16 protein-coding genes are annotated in these 13,442 nt (G+C 68.4%); 7 read left to right on the top strand and 9 right to left on the bottom strand.

The genetic code is table 11. The features are described from left to right. Positions 1–10: 10 nt before the first annotated feature. The gene (gene hisD, locus ACT009_RS08920; RefSeq protein ID WP_445190749.1) at positions 11–1,306 is read right to left on the bottom strand and encodes a histidinol dehydrogenase; all 1,296 of its coding nucleotides are present in this window, start codon (positions 1,304–1,306) and stop codon (positions 11–13) included. After that, the gene (hisG, locus tag ACT009_RS08915; protein WP_445190748.1) at positions 1,303–2,070 is read right to left on the bottom strand and encodes an ATP phosphoribosyltransferase; all 768 of its coding nucleotides are present in this window, start codon (positions 2,068–2,070) and stop codon (positions 1,303–1,305) included. The genes hisD and hisG overlap by 4 nt, the downstream gene beginning before the upstream one ends. Before the next feature lie 64 nt (positions 2,071–2,134). Here hisG and ACT009_RS08910 point away from each other — a divergent pair, with 64 nt between their 5' ends. Beyond that, a complete protein-coding gene (locus ACT009_RS08910; RefSeq protein ID WP_445190747.1) occupies positions 2,135–3,235 on the top strand; it encodes a DUF2332 domain-containing protein in 1,101 nt (366 codons plus the stop codon). Positions 3,236–3,546: 311 nt separating this feature from the next. On the opposite strand, the gene ACT009_RS08905 is transcribed toward ACT009_RS08910, so the two are convergent. The 3 genes from ACT009_RS08905 to ACT009_RS08895 all read right to left on the bottom strand — a co-directional run bounded on the left by ACT009_RS08905 (position 3,547) and on the right by ACT009_RS08895 (position 5,756). After that, positions 3,547–4,431: an alpha/beta fold hydrolase gene (locus tag ACT009_RS08905; protein ID WP_445190746.1), complete on the bottom strand. Its 885-nt coding sequence runs from the start codon at positions 4,429–4,431 to the stop codon at positions 3,547–3,549. 107 nt (positions 4,432–4,538) lie between these two features. Beyond that, entirely contained in the window at positions 4,539–5,438 is a 900-nt protein-coding gene (locus tag ACT009_RS08900) for a pirin family protein (RefSeq protein ID WP_445190745.1), read from the bottom strand. Positions 5,439–5,471: 33 nt separating this feature from the next. After that, positions 5,472–5,756, bottom strand: coding sequence for a BolA family protein (locus tag ACT009_RS08895; protein WP_445190744.1), 285 nt, complete (start codon positions 5,754–5,756; stop codon positions 5,472–5,474). A gap of 117 nt (positions 5,757–5,873) precedes the next feature. Between ACT009_RS08895 and ACT009_RS08890 the strand changes: the two genes are divergently transcribed. Beyond that, positions 5,874–6,401 carry a J domain-containing protein gene (locus ACT009_RS08890; protein ID WP_445194051.1) on the top strand — a complete coding sequence of 176 codons (528 nt, stop codon included), beginning with the start codon at positions 5,874–5,876 and terminating at the stop codon, positions 6,399–6,401. A gap of 86 nt (positions 6,402–6,487) precedes the next feature. Here the strand turns inward: ACT009_RS08890 and ACT009_RS08885 are convergent, their stop codons facing one another. The 4 genes from ACT009_RS08885 to ACT009_RS08870 form a co-directional block, all read right to left on the bottom strand. Next, positions 6,488–6,973, bottom strand: a complete 486-nt coding sequence (locus tag ACT009_RS08885) for a VOC family protein (RefSeq protein WP_445190743.1) — start codon at positions 6,971–6,973, stop codon at positions 6,488–6,490. A gap of 17 nt (positions 6,974–6,990) precedes the next feature. Continuing rightward, positions 6,991–7,728 carry a DUF1428 domain-containing protein gene (locus ACT009_RS08880; RefSeq protein WP_445190742.1) on the bottom strand — a complete coding sequence of 246 codons (738 nt, stop codon included), beginning with the start codon at positions 7,726–7,728 and terminating at the stop codon, positions 6,991–6,993. A 22-nt stretch (positions 7,729–7,750) separates the two neighbouring features. After that, positions 7,751–8,410 carry a glutathione S-transferase family protein gene (locus ACT009_RS08875; protein ID WP_445190741.1) on the bottom strand — a complete coding sequence of 220 codons (660 nt, stop codon included), beginning with the start codon at positions 8,408–8,410 and terminating at the stop codon, positions 7,751–7,753. Positions 8,411–8,531: 121 nt separating this feature from the next. Continuing rightward, complete coding sequence (locus tag ACT009_RS08870) at positions 8,532–8,969, bottom strand: VOC family protein (protein ID WP_445190740.1); 438 nt, start codon at positions 8,967–8,969, stop codon at positions 8,532–8,534. 81 nt (positions 8,970–9,050) lie between these two features. Here ACT009_RS08870 and ACT009_RS08865 point away from each other — a divergent pair, with 81 nt between their 5' ends. Genes ACT009_RS08865 through cobT form a run of 5 tightly spaced genes read left to right on the top strand, consistent with a single transcriptional unit; the run spans position 9,051 to position 13,247 of the window. After that, complete coding sequence (locus tag ACT009_RS08865) at positions 9,051–9,719, top strand: winged helix-turn-helix transcriptional regulator (protein WP_445190739.1); 669 nt, start codon at positions 9,051–9,053, stop codon at positions 9,717–9,719. 48 nt (positions 9,720–9,767) lie between these two features. After that, positions 9,768–10,772, top strand: a complete 1,005-nt coding sequence (gene cobS, locus ACT009_RS08860) for a cobaltochelatase subunit CobS (RefSeq protein ID WP_445190738.1) — start codon at positions 9,768–9,770, stop codon at positions 10,770–10,772. Between the two features lie 15 nt (positions 10,773–10,787). Beyond that, on the top strand, positions 10,788–11,090 hold the full coding sequence (locus tag ACT009_RS08855) for a nucleotidyltransferase family protein (RefSeq protein ID WP_445190737.1): 303 nt from the start codon (positions 10,788–10,790) through the stop codon (positions 11,088–11,090). Next, positions 11,080–11,421, top strand: coding sequence for a HepT-like ribonuclease domain-containing protein (locus tag ACT009_RS08850; protein WP_445190736.1), 342 nt, complete (start codon positions 11,080–11,082; stop codon positions 11,419–11,421). Before ACT009_RS08855 ends, ACT009_RS08850 begins: the two co-directional genes overlap by 11 nt. Further along, positions 11,421–13,247, top strand: a complete 1,827-nt coding sequence (cobT, locus tag ACT009_RS08845) for a cobaltochelatase subunit CobT (RefSeq protein WP_445190735.1) — start codon at positions 11,421–11,423, stop codon at positions 13,245–13,247. The genes ACT009_RS08850 and cobT overlap by 1 nt, the downstream gene beginning before the upstream one ends. Positions 13,248–13,442: the final 195 nt, after the last annotated feature.

The raw sequence follows: 13,442 nt of genomic DNA, 5'->3' as shown, positions 1-13,442 counted from the left end.
CGCGAAGCGGCTAGCTGTTCAGCCTCAGCCGAAGCGCCACCGATTTGGCGTGGGCGGGCAGACCCTCCGCGGTGGCGAGGGCGACGGTCGCGGGGCCGAGTTCGCGCAGGGCGGTTTCGTCGAGGCCGAGGAAGCTGGTGCGCTTCATGAAATCGAGCACCGACAGCCCCGAGGCGAAGCGGGCGCGGCGGCCGGTCGGCAGGACGTGGTTGGGTCCGGCGACGTAATCGCCGATCGCCTCCGGCGTGTAGCGGCCGAGGAAAACAGAGCCGGCGTGGCGGACCCGGTCGAACATCGCCTGCGGATCGTCGATCGCGAGCTGGAGATGTTCGGGCGCCAGGCGATCGATCAGCGGCACCGCGTCGGCGAGCGTGGCGACGACGACGATCGCGCCGTTGGCGTCCCAGGCCTGGCGCGCGACCGCGCCGGTGGCGAGTTCGTCGAGCTGGCGGTCAACCGCGGCGGCGACACGATCGGCGAATTCGTCGTCATCGGTGAACAGGATCGATTGCGTGGTGGTGTCGTGTTCGGCCTGGCTGAGCAGATCGGCGGCGGTCCATTCGGGATCGTTGGCGGCATCGGCGACGACGACGATCTCGGACGGGCCGGCGACCATGTCGATGCCGACGACGCCGTAGACCTGGCGCTTGGCCTCCGCGACCCAGGCGTTGCCGGGCCCGGTGACGACATCGACCGGCGCGATCCGGCCGGCGCCATAGGCGAGCGCGGCGATCGCCTGCGCGCCGCCGATACGCCAGACCTCGTCGACGCCGGCGAGATGCGCGGCGGCGAGGACGAGCTGGCTGATCGTGCCGTCCGGGGTCGGGGTGACCATGACCAGGCGCTCGACGCCAGCGACCTTGGCGGGGATGGCGTTCATGAGCAGCGACGAGGGATAGGCCGCGCGACCGCCGGGGACATAGATCCCCGCCGCGTCGACCGCGCGCCAGCGGGCGCCGAGGAGCACCCCGGCGGCGTCGGTGAAGGCGCTGTCCTCGGGCCGCTGCTTCTCGTGATAGGCGCGGATGCGGGTGGCGGCGAGTTCGAGCGCGGCGCGGAGATCGGGATCGAGCGCGGCGAAGGCGGCGGCGCAGGTTTCGGACGGGATCGACCAGCCGGTCGAGTCGAGGTCGTGGCGGTCGAGCTGAAGGGTCAGCGCGCGGACGCCCGCTTCGCCGTCGTCGCGGACGCGGCGGATGATCGCGGCGACGTCGCGCGCAACGTCGGTATCGGTCTCGCGGCGATCGTCGACCAGCGCGGTGAAGGCGGCGGCGAATTCGGGGCGGGTGGCGGTGAGTTTGATCACATCACCGTCCCGCTTGCGGGAGGGGTTAGGGGAGGGGGCGTCCGCATGTCGTGACGATATCGATCGGGGATAGGCCCTCCCCCGACCCCTCCCGCAGGCGGGAGGCGGGAAGAAGGAGCGGAAGTCGCGCGGCGGAATGCCTCGACCAGCGGGACGACTTCGGCGCGGGTCTTCATCGCGGCGCGGTTGACCGCAAGGCGACTGGTGACCTGGGTGATCACCTCGACTTCGACCAGGCCGTTCTCCTTCAGCGTGCGGCCCGACGATACCAGGTCGACGATCCGCGGCGCGAGGCCAAGCGTGGGGGCGAGTTCCATCGCACCGTTCAACTTGACGCATTCGGCCTGGACCCCGCGCGCGGCGAAGTGCGCGGCGGTGACATGGGGGTATTTGGTCGCGACGCGGACATGGCTCCAGCCGCGCGGATCGTCGGTCTCGGCCATGTCGGCGGGCTCGGCGACCGACAGACGGCAATGGCCGATATCGAGATCGACCGGCGCGTAGAGCTCCGAATAGGCAAATTCGGCAAGCACATCGGATCCGACGATGCCGAGCTGCGCGGCGCCGTGGGCGACGAAGGTGGCGACGTCGAAGGCGCGGACGCGGATCAGCTCGATCCCGGGATCGTCGGTGGCGAAGCGCAACGCGCGGCTGTCCTCGTCCGCGAACGCCGCTTCGGGGTGGATCCCGGCCGCGGCGAGCAGGGGCAACGCCTCGGCAAGGATGCGCCCCTTGGGGACGGCGATGATGATCGGTCGGGTCATGGGAGCCGGGGCTTTACTTGGGCGTCGGGGTGGGCGCAACACGGGCCGACGGAGGTATGGAGCGATGGCGAGCGAGGGCGACAACCGGGCGGCGTTCACGATCCAGGCGGGCTATTGCCGGGCGATGGATGCTCCTGTGACGACGCGGATCGCCGAGGTGCTGGCGACGGCGCTGGACCGAGACGGCGCCACCGGGCGCGCGGTACTCGACTGGCCGAAGGAGCCGATCGCCGATGCGCTGGCGTTGCGGCTGATCGGGGGGCTGCATGCGCTGCATCGGACGGGGGCGGACGCGGCGTTGTCACGGGTATTCTCGGGGGAGACCACCGACGCAGGTGCAGTGGCGGCGGCACTGAAGGCGGTAATGGTGCGATACGACGCGGCGCTGCTGCCGTGGCTCGACGGGCCGCCGCAGACCAACGAGGCGGGGCGGTCGGCTGGGCTGATGACGGGGCTGCTGCAGCTGTGCGCGCGATATGGGCCGCGGGTCGAGCTGCTGGAGATCGGATCGAGCGCGGGGCTGAACCTGCTGATCGATTGCTACCGCTTCGATCTCGGCGGGGTGGCGGCGGGGCCGGCCGACGCGGCGGTGACGATCCGGCCGGAATGGCGCGGGGTGGTGCCGCCTGCCGTGCCGGTCGAGATCGTGGGCGTACGCGGGGTCGATATCGCGCCGGTCGACGTCACCGATCCGGCGCAGGCGGCGCGGCTCGAAGCCTATGTGTGGATCGACAATGTCGAGCGGCAGGAACGACTGGCGCGGACGATCGCGCTGGTCCGCGCGCACGGCGTGACACTGGAAGCCGGCGATGCGGCGGACTGGATCGAGGCGCGGCTCGCCGAGCCGCAGGAGGCCGGGGTGACGCGGGTGCTGATGCACTCGGTGGTGTGGCAATATATTCCCGCCGACCGCCGCGATCGGATCCGGGTGGCGATGGACGCCGCGGGCGCGCGGGCGACCGCGGACCGGCCGCTCGGCTGGGTGATGATGGAGCCGAACCGCGACCTTCACCGCCACGAGGTGCGGGTGCGCGGCTGGCCGGGGGAACGGCCGATGGAGCTGGTGGCGCTGACCCATGCGCATGGCGCCTGGGTGGAGGGGCTGCCGGCGCCGTTCGAGACGCGCGACTATGTGATGCGGCGGGGGGCTTATGAGGGGGCGTGAGGGGCGGGCTTCCCTCGTTCGTCATCGTCGCCTGTGCGAAACCTTTGCGTATCGCTCCAAGCTCGCCGACGCTGCTCCGTTTCGCGTCACCCCGGACTTGATCCGGGGTCCCGCTAGACTCGTATTCGATCAGGACCGATCACCCTCACCCTTCCGCGGATTTTGCCGCTCCCTCCCTCTCCCGCCGGGAGAGGGAAAGACGCCGAAGGCGGCGAAGGGTGAGGGTGAGCATGGGTGATCGAAGACGAGTCTAACGCCACACAGCAGGACCCCGGATCAAGTCCGGGGTGACGAAAGGGTGTGGCGGAAGCCTAAACCCCCCAGTCGCGCATCGCTTTGAGGACCGCGGTCGGGTTTTCCCAGGGGACGAAATGGCCGGCGTCGACCTTCGCGACGGTCAGGTCGGGGACGTAATCCTCCAGCCCCTCCAACTGGCTCGGCAGCAATGCCTTGTCGCCCAGGCCCCAGATCACCAGCGTCGGCTGGGTGATCGGCGGGAAGGGGCCGTCCAGCCAGACAGGCCGATCGGGCGTCTCGTCCATCGCGGGGACGACGATCGCGCTTGCGCGATACCAGTTGAGCATCGCGGTCATCGCGCCGGGCTGTTGCCATTGGTCGAGATAGACCGGCTTCTCGTCGGCGATCGTCTCAAAATCGGTGTGCTTCATGAAGCTGCCGTCAAAGAAGGCGGACATGCCGATGCTGTCGATGTGGCGTTCGAACTGCGGGTTGCGGAAGGCCGTGATGTACTGGCTCGCCTCGCGCTGGGCCAGGTCGTCGAACAGCGTCTTCTGGAAGACGAAGGGGTGGGGTGCGTTGACGATGACGAGGCGGGCGACGCGGTGCGGGTTCTGCAGCGCCGCCATCCACGCGATCGCGCCGCCCCAGTCGTGCCCGACCAGCGTGAAGCGATCGATGCCGAACTCGTCGGCGAGCGCGAGCAGGTCGGCGACCATCTTGTCGGGCGTGTAATTGTCGACGCCCTCCGGCTTGGACGACCGCGCGAATCCGCGCTGGTCCGGCGCGAGGACGAGATGATCGCGCGCGAGATCGCCGGCGACGTGGCGCCAGGTGCGGTGCGATTCCGGGAAGCCGTGGAGGAGGATCACCGCGTTACCCGCGTCCTCGCCGGCGACCGCGACGTCAAGCTCGACGCCGGTAGGGAGGGCGATGCGGTTGATTTCGAAAGCTTCCATTGTTCCCCTCCCGCTTGCGGGAGGGGCTAGGGGAGGGCCTGCCCCGTCACGCAGCGTATCGTCAGGAACATGCCCTCCCCCGACCCCTCCCGCAAGCGGGAGGGGGGTTAAGGATAGCTGACGGTATTCGGCACCTCGGGAATCGGGATCCATTCCTGCTCGTCGCCGGGCACCCGCGGGAAGTTGCCGGCCATCCAGGCGCGCTTGGCTTCGTTGATGCGGTCGCGGCTCGAGCTGACGAAGTTCCACCAGACGTGGCGCGGGGTGGCGAAGGCGTCGCCGCCGCACAGCATCGCGCGGCCGCCGGTCGCCGAACGCAGCGTCGCGGCGATGCCGGGGCGCAGCACGTAGAGGACCATCGGCTCCAACGGCACACCCTCCAGCGTCGCTTCGCCCATCGCCAGATAGACCGCGCGTTCGTCGGCGGCGGCGTCGATCGGCATGCTGGCGCCGGGTTCGAGCACGATGTCTGCATAGATGGTGCCGGCATAGGTGGTGGTCGGCGCGGTGCGGCCCCAGAGCGAGCCCATGATGATCCGTGCGGTGACGCCTTCCGCTTCGAGCATCGGCAGATCGGCCTTCGCGACATGTTCGAAGGCGGGATCGATCTCCTCCTTCGCCTCGGGCAGTGCGAGCCAGGTCTGGATGCCCGACAGGTCGGGGCCCGCCGCGCGTTCGTCGCCGGGCGAGCGTTCGGAATGGACGATGCCGTGGCCCGCGGTCATCAGATTGACCGCGCCGGGCTCGATCCGCTGCCGGGTGCCGAGCGAATCGCGGTGATCGATCGCGCCGTCGAATAGATAGGTGACGGTCGCGAGGTTGATGTGCGGGTGCGGGCGGACGTCGATGCCGCCGCCCTGCGGCAGGTGCGCGGGCCCCATCTGGTCGAAGAACAGGAACGGGCCGACCATCGTTCGCGCCTTGCTGGGCAGGGTGCGGTGGACCTTGAACCCGCCGAGATCGTGGGTGACCGGGGTGATCGTCTGGAGAACGAAGTCATCGAGCATGAAGCGGTTCCGTGGCTATAGGGATAAGGTCGCTCATTCGCCGGGTGCGGCGGCGCGGATCGCGAGGGCGTGGATCCGGGTCGCGAGCAGGTCGGCCAACGCGTGGTTGACCAGCCGCTGGCGGGCAACGCGGTTCAGCCCCGCAAAGGCCGGGCTTTCGATGTCGACGCGAAAATGGGTCTCGCCGGTGCCGTCGTCGCCCATATGGCCGGCGTGCAGCGCACTTTCGTTGGCGACGACGAGGTGGGACGGGGCGAGCGCATCGGTGAGACGGGCGGTGATCTGTTCGGCGACGGGGCCGGTGGCGAGGTCGGTCATCGCGCCTATATAGCCGGTTTTGGCAGATGCGGGGAGCCGGTGGCCGGGACGAACGACAAACGCGAAAAACCCTCGCCGCGCTTTCACGGGCGCGTGGCGGGGACGGGCCGCGCCTGCATGGAACCGGGCTGCGAGGAGGCCGGGGAGTTCCGCGCCCCGCCGCTGGAAGGCGCGAGCGATTCGCCGGGGCCGCCGACATTCCGCTGGTTCTGCCTCGATCATGTGCGGGCGTTCAATTCGCGATACAATTTCTTCGACGGGATGACGGCGGACGAGATCCACCACGCCCAGCGCCCGCTCGCCGGGTGGGAGCGCGAGACCCGCGCCTTCGCGCATGCGGGGGGCGACAAGCCGCCCAAGTGGAGCGACTTCTCCGACCCGCTCGATGCGATCGCGGCACGGTTCCGCCGCGAGGTCGCGCCCGAACGCGGCGACGGCAAGCCGCTGTCGGGGCAGGACCGCGCGAGCCTGAAGGTGCTCGGGCTGGCGGCGGATGCGGATCGCGGGGCGCTGCGGAAGCGCTATTCGGAGCTGGTGCGGAAATACCACCCGGACCGCAACGGCGGCGACCGCAGCCACGAGGCGATGCTGCAGAAGGTGCTCGCGGCGTACCAGCAACTGCGGCAGGCGCCGGCGTTCGTTTGAGTGAGGCAGGGCGTTCGCGGAGAGGCCCTCTCCCCCGGTTCCGGGGGAGGAATTTGGGTAGCTGGTGGGGCGGCGCTCTTGGCCGGTCACCCCGCCCGGGCGGCTTCGATCGCGGCGATATCGATCTTGGTCATCGTCATCATCGCATCGAAGACGCGTTTGGCGGCGGCGGGGTTGGGATCGGACATGCCGGCGTTGAGCTGGCGGGGGACGATCTGCCACGACAGGCCGAAGCGATCCTTGCACCAGCAGCATTGGCCCGGGCTGCCACCGTCGCTGGTGAGCGCGGCCCAGTAGCGGTCGGTTTCCTCCTGCGTGTCGGTGAAGACCTGGAACGACACCGCTTCGTCGAAGGTGAAATGCGGGCCGCCGTTGAGGCCGAGGAAAGCCTGGCCGAGCACGGTAAACTCCACCGTCAGGACATCGCCCTGCTTGCCGGCGGGATAGTCGCCTGGCGCGTGGAAGACCGCGTCGACCGCGCTGTCGGGGAAGGTCGCGGCGTAGAAGCGGGCGGCTTCCTCGGCACGGCCGTCGAACCAGAGGCAGGTGGCGAGGCGGGTGGACGGGTTCATCTGCTTGTCTCCAGGGTTCAGGCGTCGAGCAGCGTGGCGAAGCCGCCGTAGATCATGCGCTTGCCGTCGAAGGGCATGTTCTCGGGTGGGTTCTTCATGCGCTCGTCCGCCATCATGCCGGCCCAGCCACGGTCGCGCGCTTCCTTCGACGGCCATTCGATCCAGGAAAAAACCGTGTTCTCCTCGGGCGTGGCCCGAACCGCGCGCTTATAGTCGGTGACGGTGCCGTCGGGGATGTCGCTGCCCCAGGCTTCGACGAGGCGGATCGCGCCATGGTCGTGGAACAGCGCTGCGGCGTCCTCGGCCACGGCACGATAGGCATCGCGGTTGGCGTGGGGGACGGGAATGAGCAGGCCGTCGACATAACCCGCCGTTTCGGGAGAAGCGCTGCCGCTGGCGGGGGCGGTGTCGACGATCACGTCGAAGCCCGCATAGATCATCCGCTTGCCGTCGAACGGCATCGATCCCGCGATCGCGAGCAGCCGCGGGTCGCTCATCAGCTTGTCGTTGGCGAGGTCCCGCGCCGCGCGATCGGAATATTCGATCCACGAGAAGACCACGACCTCGCCGGGCTCGGCCTTCACCGCGCGGCGGAGATCGGTGACCTTGCCGTCGGGCACGTCGTCGCCCCACGTCTCCACCATCCGGACCGCGCCATATTCCTTGAAGATCGGCAGCGCCTCGCGGGCATGGGCGCAATAGGCGTCCTTGTTGGCCGCGGGCACGGCGGTGACGAAGCCGTCGATATAGGTCATGGCATTCTCTCCAACGGGCGGTTCAGGCGACCGCTTGATCGGCATAGACCGCCAGGTGATCGGCCATCGCCTTGCGATGGGCAGGGCGAGCCTCGCCGCGCCCCACATAGTCGGCGAGAGTCGGCCAGGAGTCGAGGATGCCGGTGCCGCGCAGACCGCCGAGGACGGACACCATCATCAGGTCGCCGACGGTGAAATCGTCGCCGTCGAGCCAGTGGCGATCGCCGAGCGCGGCGGCGAGATCGGTCAGCCGCGCGCCGAGATCCTCGATCACCTTCGGTCGCCGCATCGCCGACCATGCGCGATCCGCCTCGAACACGTCGTTGACGGCGAGGCTCATCACGAACGGCTCGACCGAGTTGAGCGCGGCGATCAGCCATTGCACCGCGCGGATCCTGGCGCCGGGATCGGCGGGAATCAGTGCGCCGCCGGTCTCGCAGATGTGCAGCGCGATCGCCCCCGATTCGAAGATCTCGACCGCGGCATCGGAATAGGTCGGCACCTGCCCGAACGGCTGGAAGCGGCGGTGCGCCGGCGATTTGGCGTAGGGGGCGTCGATGAGGTCGACCGCGTAGGGCTGTCCGACCTCCTCGAACGCCCAGCGTGCGCGGATATCGCGGACGAAGCCGCGGGCGAAGGGCGGCACCCAGGCGAAGGTGGTGATGCGGGGGAGAGGGGGCATGGGCGTCTCCGATCGATCGGATGATCAGGTGAGCGGGTAGGCGGCCTGCGCCGCGATGAGCGCGGCGGTCAGCGCGAAAGCGGCGAACGCCGTGACGAATTCGCGCCGGATCCGCGACACATCAGGCCTCCACCGCCTGCGGTGCCGACGCGAAGGCGGCCAGGGCAGCGTCCATGTCCATGAACATCGGCTCGAACACATGGCCGTCGAGATCCTCGAAGGCCCGGCCGTACATGAAGCCGTGGTCCTGCGCCGGTCGCGTCTCGCGGCCGCCTGCTGCGATCGCGGCGTCGGTGATGCGGTCGACCCCGGCACGGTCGTCGAAGGACAGGCACAGCAGCACGGCGTTGGTGGCGTGGGTGTCGGCGATCTGCTTGGTGGTGAAGGTGCGATAATAATCGTGCCCGAGCAGCATGATCGAGATCGTGTCCGACCAGGTCATCGCCGATGCCTGTTCGTTGCTGAAGCGGGGATCGCGGTCGAAACCGAGCGCGGTGTAGAAGGCGGTGGAGGCCGCGACATCGGCCACCGGCAAGTTCACGAAGATCATCTGCGGCATCTGGAAACGCTCCTGTTCCGACTCGTCATTTGCAATTGATGCCCTGCATAGTTACCTATTGCAACTATGAAGTTAGAAAATGTGACCAAGCGTTGGTACGACGATGCGTGCGGTACGGCCTGGGCGCTCGAACTCGTCGGCGAACGCTGGGCGCTGCTGGTGGTGCGCGAGCTGATGTACGGCCCGCGGCGGTTCGGCGAGATCAAGGCGAACCTGACCGGGATCAGCGCCAACGTGCTGACCCAGCGGCTGGAGGGACTGGAGCGCGCGGGCATCCTGATGCGGCGCCGCCTGCCGCCGCCGGCGTCGGTACAGGTGTACGAGCTGACCCCGTGGGGGCTGGAGAGCGAGCCGATCTTCCAGGAATTGGGACGCTGGGCGACGCGGTCGCCGGGGCACGATCCGATGCTGCCGCTGTCGCCCGCCTCGGCGATGATGTCGCTGCGGACGATGATCGCGCGCGACCGCGAGAATCTGGCGCTGACGATCGCGTTCCGGTTCACCGGCGATGCGTTCGTGGCGCGGCTGAGCCGCGAGGAGCTGGTGATCCGGCGCGGGGAGATCGACGAGGCCGATCTGATGTTCGCGTGCGATCCGACGACGCTGGTGCGGTTAATGTACGGCAAATGGCCGATCGAGGAAGCCGAGGTAGCGGGATCGTTGCGCTTCGACGGCGACCGGGCGCTGGCGGCGCGGTTCGTGGCGCTGTTCGCGCTGCCGGCGAAGGTCGCGCCCGCGCTGAATGGTTGAGTAAGGACCGAAGGTTCGCCTAATGCGTTCGACGAACATGAGGCCCAGATGACCGATATCCCGAATACCCAGCCCGACAGCCGCGAGACCACGATCCTGGACGCGCCCGACAAGATGGTGAAGGTCCGCGACGTGTTCGGGCTCGACCTCGACATGGAGGTCCCCGCGTTCAGCGAGGCCGACGAACGGGTGCCCGATCTGGACCCGGCCTATGTGTTCGATGCGGACACCACGCTGGCGGTTCTGGCGGGCTTCGCGCATAATCGCCGGGTGATGGTGCAGGGCTATCACGGCACCGGCAAGTCGACGCATATCGAGCAGGTCGCGGCACGGCTCAACTGGCCGTGCATCCGCATCAACCTCGACGCGCATATCAGCCGCATCGACCTGGTCGGGCGCGACGCGATCGTGCTGAAGGACGGGCAGCAGGTCACCGAATTTCGCGAAGGGCTGCTGCCCTGGGCACTGCAGACCCCGACCGCGCTGGTGTTCGACGAATACGACGCGGGGCGGCCCGACGTGATGTTCGTGATCCAGCGCGTGCTGGAGACCGAGGGCAAGCTGACGTTGCTCGATCAGAACCGGGTGATCCGCCCGAACCCGTGGTTCCGGCTGTTCGCGACCGCCAACACCGTCGGGCTGGGCGATACCAGCGGGCTGTATCACGGCACCCAGCAGATCAACCAGGGGCAGATGGACCGCTGGAACATCGTCGTCACGCTGAACTACCTGCCGGCCGCGGTCGAAGCGCAGATCGTGCTCGCCAAGTCGGGCGAATACGACAAGCCCGACGGCAAGAAGGCGGTCGAGAACATGGTGCGCGTCGCCGACATGACCCGCAAGGGCTTCGTCAACGGCGACATCTCGACGGTGATGAGCCCACGCACGGTGATCACCTGGGCGCAGAACGCGCTGATCTTCGGCGATGTCGGCTTCGCGTTCCGACTGTCCTTCCTCAACAAATGCGACGAGGCCGAACGGCCGCTGGTGGCGGAGTATTACCAGCGGGTGTTCGGGAAGGACCTGCCCGAGAGCGTGGTGGGGAAGGCTTGAAGCGGGGTCGATAAGGTGGAGCGAGCCGAAGCCGTCACCAGACTGCGCGCCTGCGAGGCCGAGTTGCGCCAACTCGGCATCGTACGGCTTTCGATCTTCGGCTCCACCGCGCGCGGCGAGCAGCGGTCGGAGTCGGACGTCGATCTCGCCGCGACGATGGATTACGATCAGACTGACAAGCTGGGGCCGTTCGGGTTTTTCGGCATCGAAGACCGGATCGCGGGAATGCTGGGGACGAAGGTCGACCTCATCACCGAGCCGACCCGGAACCCGCGTCTCCAGGCGCAGATCGATCGCGACCGCATCCATGTATTCTGAGCGCGTCCGCCTCCTCCTCGCCGACATCGTCGAGGATTCCGACCGGGTGGTCGCGTTCACCGGCGAGATGGACGTCGAGATGCTTGCCGCCGACGAACGTACCTTGCTCGCGGTCGAGCGGTTGTTCCAGCGGATCACCGAGGCGGTCATCCAGATCGGGAGCGACGACATGGCGCGGATCGGGACTGACCTGCCGATCAAGAACATCCGCGATTTCGGCAATCGGCTGCGTCACGATTACCGCAACATCGATCCGGCGTTGCTACTGCGCACCGCACGGACAAGCTTGCCTCTGCTTCGGCACGCCGCTGCTCGCGCCCTGGAAATCTGATGGCCAACGAAACCCCGCTCGACCGGTTCAAGGCGGTGCTCGCGGGCACTGCGCGCGCGATCGCGGAGGAGCCCGAGGTCGAGCTCGCCTATACCGCGGATGCGCCGGTACAGTCTGGCAAGCACATCAAGGTGCCGATGCCGGCGCGGCAATTGCCCGCCGAGCAGGTCGCCGAGGCGCGCGGATTCGCGGACGGCTTCGCGCTGAGGCTGCGGCTGCACGACACCGCGCTGCACGCGCGGGGCGCGCCGGGCGAGGCAGTGGCGCGCGCGGTGTTCGATGCGGTGGAGACCGCGCGGGTCGAGGCGTTGGGGTCGCGCGGCTATGCGGGGATCACCGGCAATCTGGCGAGCGCGCTCGACGTGCGGCTGCGGTCGGACCCGATCACCCGCGCGCGGACCCGTGAGGAGGTGCCGCTGTCGACCGCACTGTCGTTGCTGGTGCGCGAGAAGCTGACCGGGTTCGTCCCGCCGAGCACCGCCGCGGGCGGGATCGCGCTGGTGCGCGCGTGGATCGAGGAGCGGACCGATCTCGACGCGCTGAGCCTCGCGCTCGACGATCAGCGCGCATTCCAGAGCCTGGCGATGAAGATGCTCGAGCAGCTCGACCTTGTCGAGGGCGATCGCGTCCCCGAGGACAGCGAGGACGACGGCGGCGAGGAAGAGGGCACCGACCAGGAGAGCCGGGAAGACGAGAGCGACGACGGCGACCAGGAAGGCGGCGAGGGCGAAGGCGAGGTCGAGGCCCGCGGCGAACAGCGCGAGGCCGAGAACGACGAGGGCGAAGGCCAGGACCAGGGCGAGAGCGAGCTCGACGACATGGACGGCGAGCCCGGCGACGATGGCGAGGAGGGGATGCAGCCGGTACGCCCCAACCGCCCGTTCGCCGATCTCAACGCGCAGTTTGATTACAAGTCGTGGACCACGCAGTTCGACGAGGTGGTCGCCGCCACCGAGCTGTGCGACGCCGACGAGCTGGCGCGGCTGCGCGGCTATCTCGACCAGCAGCTGGTGCATCTTCAATCCGCGGTGTCGAAGCTCGCCAACCGCCTGCAGCGGCGGCTGATGGCGCAGCAGTCGCGGTCTTGGGACTTCGACCAGGACGAGGGCATGCTCGACGCCGCGCGGCTGGCACGCGTGGTGGTCAATCCGACCCAGTCGCTGAGCTACAAGATCGAGCGCGAGACCGACTTCCGCGATACCGTGGTGACGCTGCTGATCGACAATTCGGGATCGATGCGCGGGCGGCCGATCTCGATCGCGGCGATCTCCGCGGACATCCTCGCCCGCACGCTCGAGCGGTGCGGGGTCAAGACCGAGATCCTGGGGTTCACGACGCGGGCGTGGAAGGGTGGCCAGGCGCGCGAGACCTGGCTCGGCGCGGGGCGGCCGCCGCAGCCCGGGCGGCTCAACGACCTGCGCCACATCGTCTACAAGAAGGCCGACGAGCCGTGGCGGCGCGCGCGCAACTCGCTCGGGCTGATGATGCGCGAAGGGTTGCTGAAGGAGAATATCGACGGCGAGGCGCTGCTGTGGGCACATTCGCGGCTGATCGCGCGGCCCGAGGAGCGGCGGATCCTGATGGTGATCAGCGACGGCGCGCCGGTCGACGATTCGACGCTGTCGGTAAATTCCGGATCCTATCTGGAGCGGCACCTGCGCCAGGTGATCGGCTGGATCGAGGGCAAGTCCCCGGTCGAGCTGGTCGCGATCGGCATCGGCCACGACGTGACGCGTTATTATGCGCGCGCGGTGACGATCATGGATGCCGAGCAGCTCGGCGGCACGATCATCGAACAGCTCGCGGCGCTGTTCGACAATGATTAGCCCCGTCTCGTTTTGGGGCGCGCCGCCAGTTCAAGGATAGCCGACCGGCGTTCCTAGGTATCAGCCCTTAATTGATGCCACCCCGCTCGCGTGACATTGCGGTCGGGCAGCGTGGAAGTATTTGCGCGCGTGGCGCGAGTGCTACGCCAGCCACATCGTAGTTTGCATCCGACCTTTCGTTTCCGATCGGCGGCT

The organism is Sphingomonas sp. Tas61C01, assembly GCF_052567495.1.
Note: the sequence above shows the minus strand (reverse complement) of the source record. Positions and strands in the feature narration are given on the sequence as shown.